This is a genomic window from Azospirillum sp. (assembly GCF_035627195.1).
Lineage (GTDB): Bacteria > Pseudomonadota > Alphaproteobacteria > Azospirillales > Azospirillaceae > Azospirillum.
The window spans coordinates 1-17,331 of record NZ_DASPMG010000140.1; the positions used below are offsets into that span (position 1 = coordinate 1).

The 17,331-nt window shown below is 68.7% G+C and carries 17 protein-coding genes and 1 pseudogene; 15 read left to right on the top strand and 3 right to left on the bottom strand.

Going from position 1 to position 17,331, the window contains the following annotated elements:
- Window positions 1-32: 32 nt before the first annotated feature.
- From rplM to VED21_RS13395, 5 genes are all read left to right on the top strand, one after another.
- Window positions 33-497, top strand: a complete 465-nt coding sequence (gene rplM / locus VED21_RS13375) for a 50S ribosomal protein L13 (protein WP_324882867.1) — start codon at window positions 33-35, stop codon at window positions 495-497.
- Window positions 498-501: 4 nt separating this feature from the next.
- Window positions 502-990, top strand: coding sequence for a 30S ribosomal protein S9 (gene rpsI / locus VED21_RS13380; protein WP_324882868.1), 489 nt, complete (start codon window positions 502-504; stop codon window positions 988-990).
- Between the two features lie 106 nt (window positions 991-1,096).
- Window positions 1,097-2,149 (top strand): N-acetyl-gamma-glutamyl-phosphate reductase, encoded by a 1,053-nt coding sequence (gene argC, locus VED21_RS13385; RefSeq protein WP_324882869.1) that lies wholly within the window; start codon window positions 1,097-1,099, stop codon window positions 2,147-2,149.
- Between the two features lie 72 nt (window positions 2,150-2,221).
- The gene (locus VED21_RS13390; RefSeq protein ID WP_324882870.1) at window positions 2,222-2,740 is read left to right on the top strand and encodes a gamma carbonic anhydrase family protein; all 519 of its coding nucleotides are present in this window, start codon (window positions 2,222-2,224) and stop codon (window positions 2,738-2,740) included.
- A 227-nt stretch (window positions 2,741-2,967) separates the two neighbouring features.
- On the top strand, window positions 2,968-3,552 hold the full coding sequence (locus VED21_RS13395) for an OmpA family protein (protein ID WP_324882871.1): 585 nt from the start codon (window positions 2,968-2,970) through the stop codon (window positions 3,550-3,552).
- Window positions 3,553-3,724: 172 nt separating this feature from the next.
- Here the strand turns inward: VED21_RS13395 and phaC are convergent, their stop codons facing one another.
- The gene (gene phaC, locus VED21_RS13400) at window positions 3,725-5,527 is read right to left on the bottom strand and encodes a class I poly(R)-hydroxyalkanoic acid synthase (RefSeq protein WP_324882872.1); all 1,803 of its coding nucleotides are present in this window, start codon (window positions 5,525-5,527) and stop codon (window positions 3,725-3,727) included.
- A gap of 216 nt (window positions 5,528-5,743) precedes the next feature.
- Here phaC and VED21_RS13405 point away from each other — a divergent pair, with 216 nt between their 5' ends.
- The 4 genes from VED21_RS13405 (at window position 5,744) to glpX (ending at window position 9,914) form a co-directional block, all read left to right on the top strand.
- Window positions 5,744-6,106 (top strand): hypothetical protein, encoded by a 363-nt coding sequence (locus VED21_RS13405; RefSeq protein WP_324882873.1) that lies wholly within the window; start codon window positions 5,744-5,746, stop codon window positions 6,104-6,106.
- A gap of 171 nt (window positions 6,107-6,277) precedes the next feature.
- Window positions 6,278-7,555, top strand: a complete 1,278-nt coding sequence (locus VED21_RS13410; RefSeq protein ID WP_324882874.1) for an LL-diaminopimelate aminotransferase — start codon at window positions 6,278-6,280, stop codon at window positions 7,553-7,555.
- Window positions 7,552-8,847 carry a homoserine dehydrogenase gene (locus tag VED21_RS13415; protein WP_324882875.1) on the top strand — a complete coding sequence of 432 codons (1,296 nt, stop codon included), beginning with the start codon at window positions 7,552-7,554 and terminating at the stop codon, window positions 8,845-8,847. Before VED21_RS13410 ends, VED21_RS13415 begins: the two co-directional genes overlap by 4 nt.
- A gap of 95 nt (window positions 8,848-8,942) precedes the next feature.
- The gene (glpX, locus tag VED21_RS13420; RefSeq protein ID WP_414638199.1) at window positions 8,943-9,914 is read left to right on the top strand and encodes a class II fructose-bisphosphatase; all 972 of its coding nucleotides are present in this window, start codon (window positions 8,943-8,945) and stop codon (window positions 9,912-9,914) included.
- 66 nt (window positions 9,915-9,980) lie between these two features.
- Here glpX and VED21_RS13425 read toward each other — a convergent pair whose 3' ends face one another.
- Both VED21_RS13425 and VED21_RS13430 read right to left on the bottom strand, forming a co-directional pair.
- A complete protein-coding gene (locus VED21_RS13425; RefSeq protein ID WP_324882877.1) occupies window positions 9,981-11,852 on the bottom strand; it encodes a carboxylesterase family protein in 1,872 nt (623 codons plus the stop codon).
- Window positions 11,853-12,189: 337 nt separating this feature from the next.
- Window positions 12,190-12,666, bottom strand: coding sequence for a MarR family winged helix-turn-helix transcriptional regulator (locus VED21_RS13430; RefSeq protein ID WP_324882878.1), 477 nt, complete (start codon window positions 12,664-12,666; stop codon window positions 12,190-12,192).
- A 74-nt stretch (window positions 12,667-12,740) separates the two neighbouring features.
- Between VED21_RS13430 and VED21_RS13435 the strand changes: the two genes are divergently transcribed.
- From VED21_RS13435 to VED21_RS13460, 6 genes and pseudogenes are all read left to right on the top strand, one after another.
- Complete coding sequence (locus VED21_RS13435; RefSeq protein ID WP_324882879.1) at window positions 12,741-13,259, top strand: GNAT family N-acetyltransferase; 519 nt, start codon at window positions 12,741-12,743, stop codon at window positions 13,257-13,259.
- Window positions 13,260-13,436: 177 nt separating this feature from the next.
- Entirely contained in the window at window positions 13,437-15,407 is a 1,971-nt protein-coding gene (locus VED21_RS13440) for a S8 family serine peptidase (protein WP_324882880.1), read from the top strand.
- Between the two features lie 52 nt (window positions 15,408-15,459).
- Window positions 15,460-15,867 carry a hypothetical protein gene (locus VED21_RS13445; RefSeq protein WP_324882881.1) on the top strand — a complete coding sequence of 136 codons (408 nt, stop codon included), beginning with the start codon at window positions 15,460-15,462 and terminating at the stop codon, window positions 15,865-15,867.
- Between the two features lie 11 nt (window positions 15,868-15,878).
- On the top strand, window positions 15,879-16,355 hold the full coding sequence (locus VED21_RS13450; RefSeq protein ID WP_324882882.1) for a PIN domain-containing protein: 477 nt from the start codon (window positions 15,879-15,881) through the stop codon (window positions 16,353-16,355).
- Window positions 16,356-16,562: 207 nt separating this feature from the next.
- Window positions 16,563-17,087, top strand: coding sequence for a PAS domain-containing protein (locus tag VED21_RS13455; RefSeq protein ID WP_324882883.1), 525 nt, complete (start codon window positions 16,563-16,565; stop codon window positions 17,085-17,087).
- Window positions 17,062-17,331 (top strand): annotated as a pseudogene (locus VED21_RS13460) (chemotaxis protein); the annotation flags it as partial. The gene VED21_RS13455 and the pseudogene VED21_RS13460, both read left to right, overlap by 26 nt.

The window sequence follows — 17,331 nt, forward strand, 5'->3', positions numbered from 1 at the left end:
GCCGATCCACGATTCACTCAACGAGTGTGGCGATGAAGACCTTCAATCTGAAGCCGTCCGAGATCGAGAAGAAGTGGTACGTCGTCGATGCCGACGGCCTCGTTCTCGGTCGGCTTGCCAGCATCCTGGCGAACATGCTCCGCGGCAAGAACAAGCCGACCTACACCCCGCACATGGATTGCGGCGATCACATCGTCGTCATCAATGCCGAGAAGGTGAAGCTGACCGGCAACAAGCGGAAGGACGACATCTTCTACTGGCACACCGGCTATCCGGGCGGCATCAAGGGCCGTTCGAAGGGCCAGATCCTCGACGGCAAGTACCCCGAGCGCGTCATTGAGAAGGCCGTGGAGCGCATGATCCCGCGCGGCCCGCTGGGCCGCCGCCAGATGACCCACCTCAAGGTCTACAAGGGCGCTGCCCACCCGCACGAGGCGCAGCAGCCGACCGTCCTCGACGTCGGCGCCCTGAACCCGAAGAACAAGCGGAGCGCGTAATCCAATGGCTCAGGTCACCACCACCCTCTCCAGCCTGAAGGATCTGGCGGGCGGCACGCAGCCGGCCGTTGCCTCCGCCGAGACGAACGAGCCGAAGCTCGACCAGTTCGGCCGCGCCTACGCCACCGGCAAGCGCAAGGACGCCGTCGCCCGCGTTTGGATCATGCCGGGCACCGGCAAGATCACCGTGAACGGCCGCGACGTCGAAGTGTACTTCGCCCGTCCCGTGCTGCGCATGATGATCAACCAGCCGTTCGGCATCGCCGGCCGCGACGGCCAGTTCGACGTGCTGTGCACCGTCACCGGCGGCGGCCTGTCGGGCCAGGCCGGTGCGGTTCGCCACGGCATCTCGAAGGCGCTGACCTACTATGAGCCGGGCCTGCGCCCGCCGCTGAAGGCCGCCGGCTTCCTGACCCGCGACGCCCGCGTCGTCGAGCGTAAGAAGTACGGCCGCGCCAAGGCGCGCCGCAGCTTCCAGTTCTCGAAGCGCTAAGCCCGCACGCGGTCTCTGCACAAGTCTGGTACGAGCAGGGGGCGTCCCACGCGGGGCGCCCCTTTTGCTATGTTCATCCCTTCACGCGAACAGGGAAGACCCTTCCATGGCCAACACGACCACCCCGATCCGCGTCGGCATCCTCGGCGCCAGCGGCTACACCGGCGCGGAACTGGTGCGCATGCTGCTGCGCCACCCGAACGTCGAGATCTGCGCGCTGACCGCCGAGCGCCAGGCCGGCAAGCCGATGGCGGAGGTCTTCCCGCATCTCGGCCGCTATGGCCTGCCCGGCCTCGTGAAGATCGAGGAGGTGCACTGGGACAAGCTGGACGTGGTCTTCTGCGCCCTGCCGCACGGCACCACGCAGGAGGTGGTCTCCGGCATCCCGCACGGGCTGAAGGTCGTCGACCTGTCCGCCGATTTCCGCCTGACCGACCCGGCCGAGTACGCCGCGTGGTACGGCCATGAGCACCGCGCCGTGGACCTGCAGAAGGAAGTCGCCTACGGCCTGACCGAGTTGAACCGGCAGGGCGTGCGCAAGGCGCGCGTGGTGGCCAACCCCGGCTGCTACCCGACCAGCGCGCTGCTGCCGCTGATGCCGCTGCTGCTGGGCGAGCTGATCGAGCCGGGCGGCATCATCATCGACGCCAAGTCGGGCGTGTCGGGCGCCGGCCGCGACGCCAAGCAGGCCAACCTCTTCTCCGAGGTGTCGGAGGGCTTCAACGCCTATGGCGTCGGCCACCATCGTCACATGCCGGAAATCGAGCAGGAGCTGCGGCTGGCCGCCGGCCGGCCGGTGACCGTGTCGTTCACGCCGCACCTCGTGCCGATGAACCGCGGCATGATGTCGACCATCTACGTCCGCATGGCCGACGGCGCCAACGCCGACGACCTGCGCGACGCGCTGGTGAAGCAGTACGAGGGCGAGCCGTTCGTCGGCGTCGTGCCGGCGGGCGTGGCCCCGGCGACGCGGCACGTGCGCGGTTCCAACCACTGCCTGATGGGCGTGTTCCCCGACCGCACCCCGCGCGGCGCCATCATCGTGTCGGTCATCGACAATCTGGTGAAGGGCGCCTCGGGCCAGGCCATCCAGAACATGAACGTGATGCTGGGCCTGGGCGAGACCACCGGCATCGATCAGGCGCCGATGTTCCCGTAAGGCGGTTTGCTCCTCCCCCCTTCCCCGTTTCGGCGGGGGAGGGGCGTGGGGCGCGCGAGTTGGAGAGCGTTCATGTCCGGCCTCATCCTGCCCTTCAAGGGCGTCGTCCCGACCATCGACCCGACGGCGTACATCGCGCCGAACGCCGCCGTGATCGGCGACGTCGTCATCGGGGCGGACACCAGCATCTGGTTCGGCTGCACCGTGCGCGGCGACGTGAACGAGATCCGAATCGGGGCGCGCACCAACATCCAGGACGGCACTGTCATCCACGTGGCTTCGGCCGGGCAGGGCACCTACATCGGCGACGACATCACCGTGGGGCACATGGCGCTGCTGCATGCCTGCACGCTCGAATCGGGCTGCTTCATCGGCATGAAGGCCTGCGTGATGGACGGCGCCTACGTCGAGTCGGGGGCCATGGTGGCCGCGGGCGCCCTGGTGACCCCCGGAAAACGGGTCAAGGCGGGGCAGCTTTGGGCCGGTTCACCCGCCCGACCCATCCGCGAACTCAGCGAAAAGGACCTTGCGTACTTCCCAGTATCTGCGCGTCAATACGCGGCACTGGCGCAGACCTATCGGGAAGCGTAAACTACGCCGGTGCCCGTAGCGTCCGCGCGACGGGAAACCCGCAGGGGGCTGCGGTTTTTCGAGTTGCTTAGGGCGTACGGGCTATTGGCGGGAACATCGCGAACGACGACTTGTTTCGGGAAATGCTGTCCACCCCGTGCGGCGAAGGGGCGCGTTGGCGCGGTCCGCTTCTCCTACAGCACGAATCATCCACTGGAAGCGATATTGGAGGAAGTGGAGCTATGAACATGGGTATCCGTAAGGCGTGGGCCGTTCTGCCGGCCGTGCTCGTGGCCGGCGGCCTGATGGCCGGCGCCGCGCAGGCGCAGACCGCCGCCGCCACCGACGTGTGGTGCAACCCGGTGATCGGCTGGGGCAGCACGCCGCTCCGTACCGCCAGCGGCGGCTACGTCATCCACAACGGCAGCTATCCGTGCCCGGCGCAGACCACGGCCGCCACCGCCCCGGCGGCGCCCGGCCTGCAGAACGAGTACCTGGTGTTCTTCGACTGGGACAAGGCGAACATCACCCCGGCTGCCGACCGCATCATCAGCGACGTCGTGAACGCGCTGGGTGCCAACCGCAGCACCGCCCGCGTGCAGGTCATCGGCCACACCGACACGTCGGGCAAGCCGAACTACAACCAGCGCCTGTCCATGCGCCGCGCCACGGCGGTGAAGCAGGCCCTGGTCGCCAAGGGCGTGCCGGCCAACAACGTCACGACCGAGGGCAAGGGCGAGACCCAGCTCCTGGTCAAGACCGGCGACAACGTGCGCGAGCCGTCGAACCGCCGTGCGCAGATCCTGCCGCGCGTCGCCGGCCCGACCTCGTAAGGCCGTCGGCGGTCCCGCCGAAAGAAAAGGCCCCGGGGAGCGATCCCCGGGGCCTTTTTCTGTGCGGCGTTGGTGACGTTGGGTTTTCGCTGCGCTCAACCCAACCTACGAGGGCGTCGTAGGTTGGGTTGAGGCGGCAGCCGAAAACCCAACGCGATCAGACACTACGCGATCAGACGATGCGTTCCTTCACGTAGGAACCGGGCGCCTCGTCCAGCACCTTCAGCTTGCCCTTGGCCGGATCGCGGGCCGGCACGGTGCCGTTGGCGAAGCCGGCCACCCAGCGCTGCCACTCCGGCCACCACGAGCCGGGGGTCTGCTGCGCGCCCTTGAACCAGTCGTCGGAAGCCTTGGGCAGCTTGTCGTTGGTCCAGTAGCAGTACTTCTCCGCCGCTGGCGGGTTGACCACGCCCGCGATGTGGCCCGAGGCCGACAGCACGAACTTGATCGGGCCGGAGAACAGCTGCGTGCCCTGGTAGGTGCTCTTCCAGGGCGCGATGTGGTCCTCGCGGGTGGACAGGAAGAAGGTCGGCAGCTTCACCGTGCGCAGGTCGATCGGCACGCCGCCCAGCGTGATGCCGCCCGGCTCGCGCAGCAGGTTCCGCTGGTACATGTTGCGCAGGTAGAAGCTGTGCATCGCTGCCGGCATGCGTGTGGAATCGCTGTTCCAGTACAGCAGGTCGAACGGGAACGGGTCCTTGCCCAGCAGGTAGTTGTTCACCACGAACGACCAGATCAGGTCGTTGGCGCGCATCATGTTGAACGTGGTGGCCATCTTCGCGCCGTCGAGATAGCCCTTCTCGTTCATCTGGCCTTCGATGTAGTTCAGCTGCTCCTCGTCGATGAAGACGGAAAGCTCGCCGGCCTCGGCGAAGTCCAGCATGGTGGTGAAGTAGGTGGCCGACACGATGCGGTCGTCACCCTTCGCCGCCATATACGCCAGCGTGGAGCCCAGGAGCGTGCCGCCCAGGCAGTAGCCGATGGCGTTGACGTCCTTCTCGCCGGTCTGCTTGGTGATGGCGTCCAGCGCCGCCAGCACGCCCTCGAACATGTAGTCCTCGAAGGTCTTCTTGGCGAGGCGCTCGTCCGGGTTGACCCAGGACAGGACGAAGACCGTGTGGCCCTGGTCCACCGCCCACTTGACGAAGCTGTTCTTCTCGCGCAGGTCGAGGATGTAGTACTTGTTGATCCACGGCGGCACGATCATCAGCGGCCGCTTGGCAACGTCCTTGGTGGTGGGCGTGTACTGGATCAGCTGCATCAGGTCGGTCTGGAAGACCACCTTGCCCGGCGTCACCGCGATGTTCTTGCCGACCTGGAAGGCGTCGTAGTCGGTCATGGAGATGCGCAGCTCGCCCTTGCCGCGCTCCAGGTCCTTCAGCAGGTGCTCCAGGCCCTTGACCAGGTTCTCGCCGCCCGTCTCGATGGTGGTGCGCAGCACCTCCGGGTTGGTCATGACGAAGTTGGACGGGGCCATCGCGTCGACGAACTGGCGGGTGTAGAAGTCCACCTTGCGCGAGGTGTGGTCGTCCAGCCCCTCGACCTCGTTGACGGTCGACTGCATCCACCGGGCCGACAGCAGGTAGGACTGCTTGATGAAGTCGAACAGCGTGTTCTCGTCCCAGGCCGAGTCCTTGAAGCGGCGGTCGTCCTTGGCGGGGGTGATGACCGGCTCCGCCTCCTGGCCCAGCAGGCGCTGGGTGGTGCGCTGCCACAGCGTCAGGTAGTCCTGCCACAAGGTCATCTGCGCCTTCATGAGCTTGGCCGGGTCGGCCATCATGCGGGCGGTCATCTCGAGGAAGGCGTGGCCCACACCCATGGGGTCCGGATTCGCCGCCGGCGCGGCGCCGTCGGCGGCCTGACGCGACAGGAAATCGGTGACGAGGCGTTGGCTCTGCTCGGCGATGCGGGTCATCGCGCGCGACAGCTCGACCGGATCGGGCAGCTTCACGTCGGGGGCCTGTTGGTCGGCCATGGTTCCGTCCTTTGCGTGTCGTTTGTGCTTCTAGGTGGGGCGCAGTCAGGTTTATACAAAGCCTGCCGGTTTTTGAAATGGCCACGTGTAGGATTATGCCGGGTTTGCACGGGCTGCGACACTCCTACACGCCTAATGTGAACGTTTGATGGACCGTTTCGGCTCATTTTTTGGCCGGACGGGGTGCAACGAAGGGATCGGGAAGGGGTTCGGGCTATGGCGAAGGGCTGGGGCAGGGCGGTTTCGGTGGCCGTGGCGGCGTGTGGGCTGCTGCTGGCGGGGTGCAGCGAGCGCACGCTGGACACCGGCCTTGTCGGCGCCGTGACCGGCGACAACCCGCCGCCCAGCGCGCCGAGCCCGATCCGCACCATGAGCGGCGAGAAGGCCGAGTATCCGAACCTCGCCACCGTGCCGCCGCGCCCGACCGACCTCAGCACCGAGAAGCAGCGCGCTGCGCAGATGAAGAGCCTGGAGCAGGACCGCACCCGCTCGCTGGCCCGCAAGAAGGCGCTGGAGGACCAGTACAGGCCCCTGGAAGCCCCGCCCAAGCCGAAGATCACGCCGGGCCGGCAGGGGTAGGGTCGTCTCCTTTCTTATTGGAGGTGGCCAAGGGATAGAGCCGCCAAACGCAACCTGCGCACCTCACACCCGCGAAATTTGCCTCGCTTATCCTCGGGCGTGGCGGTAGAAAAGGGTCCCGGTCCGCCCTGTTTTGGTTGGTCCCGCGGCCGGTGAGGTCCCGGAGCGTCCATGAGCGATTCTGAATTCCACCGCATCAAGCGTCTGCCGCCCTACGTGTTCGCCGAGGTCAACGCCATGAAGGCGCGAGCCCGCGCCGCCGGCGAGGACATCATCGACCTCGGCATGGGCAACCCGGACCAGCCGACCCCCCAGCACATCGTCGACAAGCTGGTCGAGGCGGTGCGGAACCCGAAGACGCACGGCTATTCCAACTCGCGCGGCATCCCCGGCCTGCGCCGTGCCCACGCCGCCTACTACAAGCGGCGCTTCAACGTCGAGATCGATCCCGAGACGGAGTGCATCGTCACCATCGGGTCGAAGGAAGGCCTCGCCAACCTCGCCAACGCGATCACCAGCCCGGGCGACACCATCCTGGTGCCGAACCCCAGCTACCCGATCCATCCGTTCGGCTTCATCCTGGCCGGCGCCTCGATCCGCCACCTGCCCATGGGCCACGACGGCGGCGACACGCCGAACGTCGACCAGTTCATGGAGGTGCTGGAGCGCGCCACGAAGCACAGCGTGCCCAAGCCGCTGGCGCTGGTGCTGAACTACCCGTCGAACCCGACGGCGCAGGTGGCCGGGCTGGACTTCTACCGCCCGATCGTGGAGTTCTGCCGCAAGCACGGCATCTACATCCTGTCGGACCTCGCCTACGCCGAGATCTACTTCAACGGCGAGCCGCCGCCCTCCATCCTGGAGATCCCGGAGGCGCGCGAGGTGGCGGTCGAGTTCACCTCGATGTCCAAGACCTACAACATGGCGGGCTGGCGCATCGGCTTCGCCACCGGCAACAAGAAGCTGATCACCGCGCTGGCGCGCATCAAGTCGTACCTGGACTACGGCGCCTTCACGCCGATCCAGGTCGCCGCCACCGCCGCGTTGAACGGCCCGCAGGACTGCGTGGAGCAGATCCGGCAGATGTACAAGCAGCGCCGCGACGTGCTGATCGAGGGCCTCGCCGCCGCCGGCTGGCAGGTGCCGACGCCGCCCGCCAGCATGTTCGCCTGGGCCCCCATTCCGCCGCAGTTCGCCCACCTGGGCTCGCTGGAGTTCTCCAAGCTGCTGCTGCAGGAGGCCAACGTGGCGGTGTCGCCGGGCATCGGCTTCGGCGAGTACGGCGACGGGCATGTCCGCCTTGGCCTCGTCGAGAACGTGCACCGCATCCGTCAGGCGACGCGCAACATCAAGGAGTTCTTCCGCTCCAACGCCGCCGGTGCGGCGCAGAGCCGGGACCCCGAGGCACGGCGCGAACTCCTGGAACCGGTGAAGGCGAAAGCGTCGTGAGCGGCCAACCCCTCAAAATTGCCGTCGCCGGCCTGGGTACGGTCGGCGCCGGCGTGCTGAAGCTGCTGTCCCAGCAGGCGCAGATCCTGGAGCAGCGCTGCGGCCGCAAGGTCGTGGTGACGGCCGTCAGCGCCCGCGACCGGAGCAAGGACCGCGGCGTCGACCTGTCGGCCGTGCGCTGGTTCGACGACCCCGTCGCCATGGCCGGTGCGCCGGACATCGACGTGTTCGTCGAGCTGATCGGCGGCTCCGACGGGGCCGCCAAGGCCGCCGTGGAGACGGCGCTGGAAACCGGCAAGCACGTGGTGACCGCCAACAAGGCGCTGCTCGCCAACCACGGCACCGCGCTCGCCGAGCGCGCCGAGGGGCGCGGGCTGTCGCTGGCGTTCGAGGCGGCGGTGGCCGGCGGCATCCCCGTCATCAAGGCGCTGCGCGAAGGGCTGGCCGGCAACCGGGTGACGGAGGTGCACGGCATCCTCAACGGCACCTGCAACTACATCCTGACCGAGATGCGCACCACCGGCCGCGCCTTCGCGGACGTGCTGGCCGAGGCGCAGACGCTGGGCTACGCCGAGGCCGACCCCAGCTTCGACATCGACGGCGTGGACGCGGCGCACAAGCTGGCCGTGCTGACCTCGGTCGCCTTTGGCTGCCCGGTCGATTTCGCCTCGGTCCATGTGGAGGGCATCCGCCACATCTCCGCCGTCGACATGGCGTACGCGGAGGAGCTGGGGTACCGGATCAAGCTGCTGGGCATCGCGCGGCTGACCCGCCTGGGCGTGGAGCAGCGCGTGCACCCCTGCATGGTGCCGAAGGACGCGCCGATTGCCGCCGTGGACGGCGTGTTCAACGCCGTGGTGGCGCAGGGCGACTTCGTGGACCGCGTCTGGCTGGTCGGCCGCGGGGCCGGCGCCGGCCCGACCGCGTCGGCCGTGGTGGCCGACATCGTGGACGTGGCGCGCGGCCGCTCCACCCCCACCTTCGGCGTGCCGGCCGGGCAGTTCGCCCGCCTGGAACCGTCGCCGATGGAGGCGCGGACCGGGGCGTACTACGTACGCCTGATGGTGGTCGACCGCCCCGGCGTCATTGCCGAGGTTGCGGCGGCGCTGCGCGATCACAACGTTTCGATGGAATCGTTCCTGCAGCGCGGCCGGGCGCCGGGCGAGGCGGTGCCGGTGGTGCTGACCACGCACGACACCGACGAGGCGTCGATGCAGCGCGCCCTGGCCGCCATCTCGGCCCAGGCCGCGGTGCTGGAGCCGCCGCGGATGATCCGCATCGAGCAGTTCTGATCCCTATCTACAAACGCACAAAGCTCAGGCTGAACCGAACCGAGCTGAATTTCGGGGGATAGCAACCAATGGACCACAAAGTCGACCTGTCCGGGATGGACCGGAACCTGGCGCTCGAAGCCGTGCGCGTCACCGAGGCGGCGGCGCTCTCCGCGTCGCTGCTGATGGGCCGCGGCGACGAGAAGCTCGCCGACCAGGCCGCCGTCGACGCCATGCGCCAGGCGCTCAACACCCTCTACATCGACGGCACCGTCGTGATCGGCGAGGGCGAGCGTGACGAGGCGCCGATGCTGTACATCGGTGAGAAGGTGGGCGCCGGTATCGGCCGCGGCGCGCCGAAGGTCGACATCGCGCTCGACCCGCTGGAGGGCACGACCATCACCGCCAAGGGCGGCCCGAACGCGCTGGCCGTCATCGCCATGGCGGAGGAGGGCGGCTTCCTGAACGCCCCCGACGTGTACATGGACAAGATCGCCGTCGGCGGCGGCCTGCCGGAAGGCGTGGTCGACCTGGACGAGAGCCCGGCGACCAACCTGAAGAACCTGGCCAAGGCCAAGGGCACCGACGTCGAGGAGCTGGTGGTCTGCATCCTGGACCGCCCGCGCCACGCCGAGCTGATCGCCAAGGTCCGCGAGGCCGGGGCGCGCATCATGCTGATCTCCGACGGCGACGTGTCGGGCGTAATCGCCACCAGCCAGCTCGGCACCGGCGTGGACATGTACGTTGGCTCCGGCGGCGCGCCGGAAGGCGTGCTGGCCGCCGCGGCGCTGCGCTGCATCGGCGGCCAGTTCCAGGGCCGGCTGCTGTTCCGCAACGACGACGAGAAGGCGCGCGCCGCCCGCTGGGGCGTCACCGACCTGAACAAGAAGTACTCGATGGTCGAGCTGGCTAAGGGCAACGTCATGTTCGCCGCCACCGGCGTGACCGACGGTGCCATGCTGAAGGGCGTGCGCCGCTTCCCCGGCGGTGCGGTGACCCACTCGGTCATCATGCGGTCCAAGTCGGGCACCGTGCGCTACATCGAGGCGCACCACAACTTCAAGCGCAAGCCGGGCGTGGCGAAGTAACGCTTTCGACCCAGGGGAAGAGAGGGCCGCGCGGGGATGACCCGCGCGGCCCTTTTTCTTGCCCGCCTACTTCAGGTACGGCGCCCAGGTGGCGCAGTTGGCGGCGGCGTACACGGCGGCCTTGGGCGGCGGCAGGGTGCCGCCGTTCCACTGGATGACCGTGCCGGTGCCGTCGTTGGCGTAGGCCACCCAGGGCGCGCCGGGGCTGGACGGGGTCTTGGCGAAGGCGGCCCAGGCGGCCGGCATGCTTTGGGTCAGGGCGGTGTCGCCGCTGGTGGGGGACTGCAGGTCGGGCACGGCCGGCAGCGTGTTGAAGACGTACGGCAGCTCGTTGGCGTGGCAGGTGCGGCCGTCGTAGTTGCCGGACTTGTCCTTGGTGGGGGCGCAGGCGGCCATCGGGCCCTTGGTGATCGGGCTGGTGTACAGGTCGAAGATCGCCGGCTGCGTGAAGTGGTAGCCGTAGACGCCGGTCGCCTTGCTCTGCGCCAGGGCGTAGTTGGCCGTGGTGATGTTGGCGCAGGTGAAGACGTAGTCGGTGATCACGTTGGACAGCGCGGCGGCGGCGGCGCTCCAGTACAGGGTGTCGGACTGCTTGGCGGGGTTGTAGGCGTCGATCGCCTCGATCACGGGCACGGCGGTCTTGCCCAGGATGTTGCCCAGGTCGGTCTCGTAGGCCTTCTGGTTGAAGATCCAGCCGCGCTCGATCGGGTTCAGGTCGTAGACGAGCTGAGCGAAGGGCGCGCCCTCGTTGGCGTTGGTGCCGAAGACGAAGGGGCGCGCGTTGGCGGCGTAGGTGGAGGCGTAGCCCTTCAGCGGCTGGCCCATGACCAGCGCGCCGTCGACCACCGGGCTGTAGGGCAGGGTGATCGGCGTGGCGTCGCTGGCCAGCGCCTGCACGCCCGGCACCTTGGCCTTGCCGATGGGCGAGTTGGCGGCCCACGACTTCATCGCCGCCGTCTGCGCCTTCATCACGTCGTCGGTCGTCGGCACGCTCTGCAGCCAGGACAGGTTGGTCGCGCAGTTCTTCGGCGCGCCCTTGACCGACGAGCACAGGCTGTTGACGAACGCCGTGCCGATGGCGTCGGACGAGGCCTGCGGCGTCGGGTAGGCGATGCCCATGGGGTTGCTTTCCATGACCGCGCCCGTGAACAGCGCGCGGCTGTCCACCGCCTTGCCGGAGGCCTGGACGTAGCGGTTGGTGCTGGCGGCGAACAGGTGCAGGCCGACCGACATGGCGCCGGCACTCTCGCCGACGATGGTGATGTTGCCGGGGTCGCCGCCGAAGGCCGCGACGTTCTGGTACACCCAGGCGAGCGCCAGCTGCTGGTCGAGCAGGCCGAAGTTGCCGGGGATGACGGTGGAGCCGTTCCGGTAGGACAGGAAGCCCAGAGCGCCCAGGCGGTAGTTGATGGTGACGACGACCGCCGGCCCGTTCCCGGCCAGCGTGGCGCCGTCGTACAGCGGCGCGCCGCCGCTGCCGGCGACGAAGGCGCCGCCGTGGATGAAGAAGATCACCGGCAGCTTGGCGGCCGTATTGTTAATGGTCGCCTGCGGGGCGGAGACGTTGAGGAACAGGCAGTCCTCGTTGCGGTCGCTGGCGCCCTGCGGGCAGTAGGCGCCGGCCGCCGTGGCGTTGAAGGGCGCGGCCGTGGTGCCGGCGGGCAGCGGAGCCATGCCCGGCGTCGCCCAGCGCGCCGCCTGCCCATAGCGGATGCCCTGGTACTGGTTGATGGCGATCAGCTTGCCGGGCGGCCCGCCGAGCGTCGCCGTGCCGCAGACCACGCTGCTGGACGACAGGGTGACGGTGGTGTTGGCGGAGCAGGCGACCTGCGCCGCGGCCCCCGTCGGCGCCGTGGCCAGCGCAAGGGCGCCGAGGGCACCAAGGGCACCAAGGGCAATGGCGGCGGCGGTCCCCTTCAGGGCGTTCAAGGATGTCATGGGCTTTTCTCCCGGCATCATACGCAAACGAAATGTCGGAAGCGTGCCCATGCACTCGCGGGTCATACAGCCACGAATTGAACACATATGATTCAATATGTGACGCCAATACCGGGGCATGGTTACCGCGCATAAACACGGATGACGGCGGTGAGGCCGGGGACGACCCGGCGGATGCCCCGGTGGATGCAACACAATGCAACCGGATGCAACGGAATCGAGGATGTGTTGCATTCCGGAGCTTCGTGCCGCATGTGCCTGTGCCCTTCCTTCGCTGGATCCCCATCAGGAATTATATCCCAATGGAGTCGCGCGGGGAAGGCGGTTCGGCGGGGCGTCAGCCGCCGGACAGCGCGTCGGCCTGGTCGGCCAGTTGCCGGGCGAGGTCGGGCGACAGGCGTTCGGCCAGTCTGGCGTGCGCCTGCCGCCACACGGGGATGGCGGCCTCCAGCCGGCGCGCGCCGGTTTCGGTGAGCCACACGGCGCGGCGCCGCAGGTCGGTTTCGACCACGGCGATCTCGATCAGCCCTTCCCCTTCCAGCGTGCGCAGGTTGCGCGACAGCGTGGACTGCTCCAGGCCGGTGCGGCGGGCGAGGGCACCCAGCGTGTCGTCCGCGGCCTCGGCGATCTGCGCCAGCAGGCCGAGCTGCGCGGTGGTCAGGCCGCAGGGCGCCAGTTCGCGGTCGAGGAACTGCGTGATGCGCCGGGCGGCCAGCCGGCTGTTCCAGCCGGCGCAGGACGCGACCAGCGCGGCGGCGTCGGTGCGGAGCGTCTTGGAAGCCGGTATTCGGGGCGGTTGCGTGCGCGTGCTCATGGGTGTATGTATCTACATTATTTGCATCTGCATGGAAAGAGCCGTCCGCCGGAAACCAGGGAGGGAAGAGGGCCATGACCGAGGCATCCGTTCGCACCGCCGCGTCCACCATCCGGCAATTGGCGCCATCCGACGCCGAGGCGTTCCGGGAGGTGCACCTGGAGGGGCTGAAGGCCCACCCCGCCGCCTTCGCCATGGCCTATGAGGAGGAGTGCGACCGGCCGCTGCCGGAGTTCCGGGCGCGGCTGGAGCAACTGGCGGTGTTCGGCGGCTTCGTCGACGGAACGCTGGCGGGGATCGCCACGCTGCAGCGCCAGCCGCTGCAGAAGCGCCGGCACGTGGCGATGGTGTGGGGCATGTACGTGCGGGACGCCTTCCGCGGCTCCGGTCTAGCGTCGGCCATCCTGCGCGCGGTCATGGCGCGCGCGGAGGCCGAGGTGGACCAACTGGAGCTGTACGTCGCCGTCGGCAACGACCGGGCGAGCCGCTTCTACAAGGCCATGGGGTTCGAGCCGTACGGCGTGATGCGCCGGTCCCTGCGCGTGGACGGCGTGGACCACGACGCGGAGATGATGGTGAGGATGTTCCGCTGAGGGCCGGCGGCCGCGCCCCCGGAGCGTGGGGTGGGGGCATGGGGTGGGAGCGCGGCCGGGCGGGGTGGTTCCAGCACCCCGTTCGGCCGTTTTGCTTGCCCTGGAACGGTAGCTTGGCGGGGCGGAAAGGCAAGCGAATCGGGGGAGGTGGGTGCGCGTGTAGAGGTGTTCCCTTGGATGGAGTACGCATTAGCGCGGGAATACGCGCGGGGAATGCGCTATCCTGCGGCGGTAGTGATCCGCAGGCAGCACGATTTCGCGATGAACCCGAGCAACTCCGAGAATGACGGGGCGCCCGTTAATCCGTTGACCCTACCGGAAGTCCAGAAGGAGCTTTTGGCGGGGCGTCCCATTCCGGCACGCTGGCGCCAAAGCATCCGCGATCTCAGTCCGTTGGCTGGGCTGCGGGGGTTGGAGAGGCTTGACCTGAGCGGTACGGGCGTGACGGACGTGTCGGCGCTGTCCGGGCTGAGCGGGTTGCAGGCGCTTAACCTGAGCCGCACGGGCGTGACGGACGTGTCGGCGCTGTCCGGGCTGAGCAGGTTGCAGACGCTTGACCTGAGCAGGACGGGCGTGACGGACGTGTCGGCGCTGTCCGGGCTGAGCGGGTTGCAGAAGCTTGACCTGAGCCGCACGGGCGTGACGGACGTATCGGCGCTGTCCGGGCTGAGCGGGTTGCGGGAGCTTGTCCTGAGCGGTACGGGCGTGACGGACGTGTCGGCGCTGGCGCACCTTACTAACTTGAAAATCATAGGATTCGATGAACGCCGTCCGGCTTCCGCATCGGCGGCTCCGGAAGCGTCGCTGCGCGTGCCAGCATCGGCCGTACCGGCAGCGGAAGGGGGCGTTTCCGGAAGAGGCCCCCGTGCATCCTCCATGTCCGACCGGGTCAAGCTGGTGTTCGAGGGGGACCGCTGGCTGCAGCGGGCGCTGGCGACGGAGACGCCGGGCCTCGATCGCCGCGTGGTCAGCCGGCGGCGGTCGTTCATCGCGGTGCAGCGGCCCGCCGATATGACCGAGGACCGGTTCATGGCCATGGTTGAGCATCTGGCGAAGCGGACCGGCGCGCGGGCGACGCCCGATTTCCGCTACAGCCTCGAAAGCCGGCCGCGCTTCAGTCCGACTCACACGCTCCCGCTGGACGGAGCGGACGCGGGCGGAAGCCTGGACGATGTGCTGCGGCTGATCGGGATCGACCAGCGCCTTCACAACCGCTCGCTCGGGCAGGGCGTTTCCATCGCGGTGGTGGACACCGGCGTGAACGGGAACCGGGCCGAGTTTCCGAACCGGAAAGGCGGCTGGGCGCCGAGCGGCGAAGTGGCCTGGACCGACGAGGACGGCCACGGCACCATGTGCGCGACCATCGCCGCCGCCGGGGGCGGCGGGTTCCGCGGCGTGGCGCCCGGTGCGGACCTGATCGCCTGCAAGACGTGGTTCTACAACAGCGAACTGGCGGACATCTACGACGCCCTGACCGACCGCGCCAGGGCGGGGGAGGTCATCGTCGCCAGCAACAGCTTCGGCATTCCCGAAGGCGATCCGCCGGACCTGTCCGACGACTACGACGTGTTTCACGGCGCCCTGGTCGATGCCATCGATGCGGGGGTGCGGGTGGTGTTCAGCGCCGGCAACTACCATGATCTGGCGGGTGGAACCGCCGATTCCTGCGGCCCGAACAGCGTGTGGCAGGAAAAGGGGCGGGCGGATGTTCTGACCGTCGCCACCTGCGACCTGGAAAAGGCGATGTGGGATTACTCCAGCCGGGGGCCGGGCCAGTTCTATTCCGTCGCGCCGGACAATCGGCCGGACCCGTTCCGGGACGAGCATGGCGTCGGGCGCAAGCCGGACGTGACCGCGCCGACCCCGCGCAACGGCCGCATCCTGTTCGGCGACGAGGTCGTCGTCATGCCCGACGGCTGGGGCACGAGCGGGGCCGCGCCGCAGGTGGCCGGGCTGCTGGCGCTCCTGCTCTCCCGCTGCCCGGACCTGCGGCGTGACGAGCTGTTCGACGTGGTGCGGTCCACCGCCCGGGACCTCAAGGTTGCGTACGAGTGCCAGGGGGCAGGGATGATCGATTGCCGCGAGGCGCTGGATGAGGCGGAGAAAATCCAGATGGCGCAGAGGCTGGAGACGGGGAGCGCGAGTTAATATATGGTAAAGGTTGAGGGTGCCATCATCCGATGACGCCAGGAAGGGCACGATGACCCGCTACATGATCAGGGCGACCGACCCCGACCAGTTCCAGCAGGCCAAGGCCATGGTGGACGGGCGGACGCGCGTCTACGTCACGTCGGAGCGGCGGCTGTTCCTGTCCACGGGGCCTCTGCCCGACGACCTGCGCCGGGACCTCCTGAACCTCGGTACGCGGATCAACGAGGAGCGGCCGCATCATCTGGAGCGGGGGCTGGAGCGTGGGACGGCGCCGGGCGGCGGGGTGAAGGACGCCGCACCGGTGGCGGAAGCCGGCCGCGCGCCGGACATTCCGCCGCTGCCGCCGGTCGCCGCCGACCCCGAGACCACCAAGCGGGAGTTCATCGCCTGGATGCGGCAACTGCCGCCGCTGGGCGTGACGTGGACGCGCGAGGACAAGTACAGGGATCTTCCTTGACATTGGGGGCCTTGACGTTGCGGGCCTCGACGTTGCGGATCGCGCTCGACAGCAATGTCATCCTGTACGCGCTGGACATCGACGATGCGCGGCGGCGCGACCGGGCGACCGGGATCATGGCCGCCTTGCCGCTCGGAAGCGTCGTGCTTCCCGCCCAGGTGCTTGGCGAGGTGTTGAAGGTTCTGGTCGGCGGAAAGGTCCGATGGGACCGGGCGCGGGCGCGCGACACCATCGGCCGCCTCCACGATCTCTATGAGGTGCGCGAGACGACGGCCACGGCGATGATGGCCGCCGCCGACCTCGTGGCGGAGCATCAGCTGCAGGTTTGGGACGCGGTCATCCTTGCCGTCGCGGCGGAGGCGGGGTGCGGGCTGCTGCTGTCGGAGGACATGCACCACGGGTTCCGGTGGCGCGGCGTCACCGTCGTGAGCCCGTTCCGGGACGACGTGCACCCGCTGCTGGCGGAGGCGCTGGGCGGCGGGGCGTGACCGGCGCGTCGGCGTGTCATGGATGCGACCACATCGGCGTGTGTGTTCGTGCTCATACAACGGTACGGCGCTGTGGTTTGCCGACGTGGTGGCGTGAAACCCTTGCGCTGGCAGGGCGTCCGCCGAATCTCCGTCCATGGCGTGGTTTTTGCTTGATTCCGCGCGGTGCCGGCCGTTCTGGCCGGCGGTGAACCGAGTGGACACGCGATGGCCCGGACCGGGGTTTACCTGAGCGGCAGGGAGCGGACGTTCCCGCCGGACGAGATCATCGTCAGCAAGACCGACCCGCAGGGGCGGCTCACCTACGTCAACGACATCTTCCTGGACGTCGCCGGCTACACCGAGGCCGAGCTGATCGGGCAGCCGCACAGCATCATCCGGCACCCGGACATGCCGCGCATCGTCTTCCGCCGGCTGTGGGAGACGGTGAAGGCGGGGCAGGAGATCTTCGCCTACGTCAACAACCGGGCTAGGAACGGCGACCATTACTGGGTGCTGGCGCACGTCACGCCCAACGTCGGGGCGGGCGGCGCGATCGTCGGCTACCACTCCAACCGGCGGGTGCCGCGGCCGGGCGTGGTCGCCAGGGTGCAGCCGCTGTACGCGCACTTGCGCGCGCGGGAGGTGGAGGCGGGCGACGGGGAGGCGGGCATGCAGGCGTCCGCACGGGTTCTCGACGATATCCTGGCGAAGGAGGGCGTGAGCTATGACGAATATGTCCTCGGTCTCTAGGGCCACGCTGGCCGCGTGGGTGGCGGCGGCCGGGACCGTGGCGCTGGCCGTGGCGCTGGCGGTGCTGCGGGAATGGGCGGCGGCTGCGCTGGCGGCGGGCATCCTCCTGCCGCTGGGGGCGTGCGTCCATGCGCTGAACCGGGCCAGGGGCAGCATCGACAAGGCCATGGCGGTGTGCGAGGCGGCGGCGCGCGGCGACCTGTCGGTGCGCGTCATGGGCATCCGCGGGCACGGCAACGTCGGG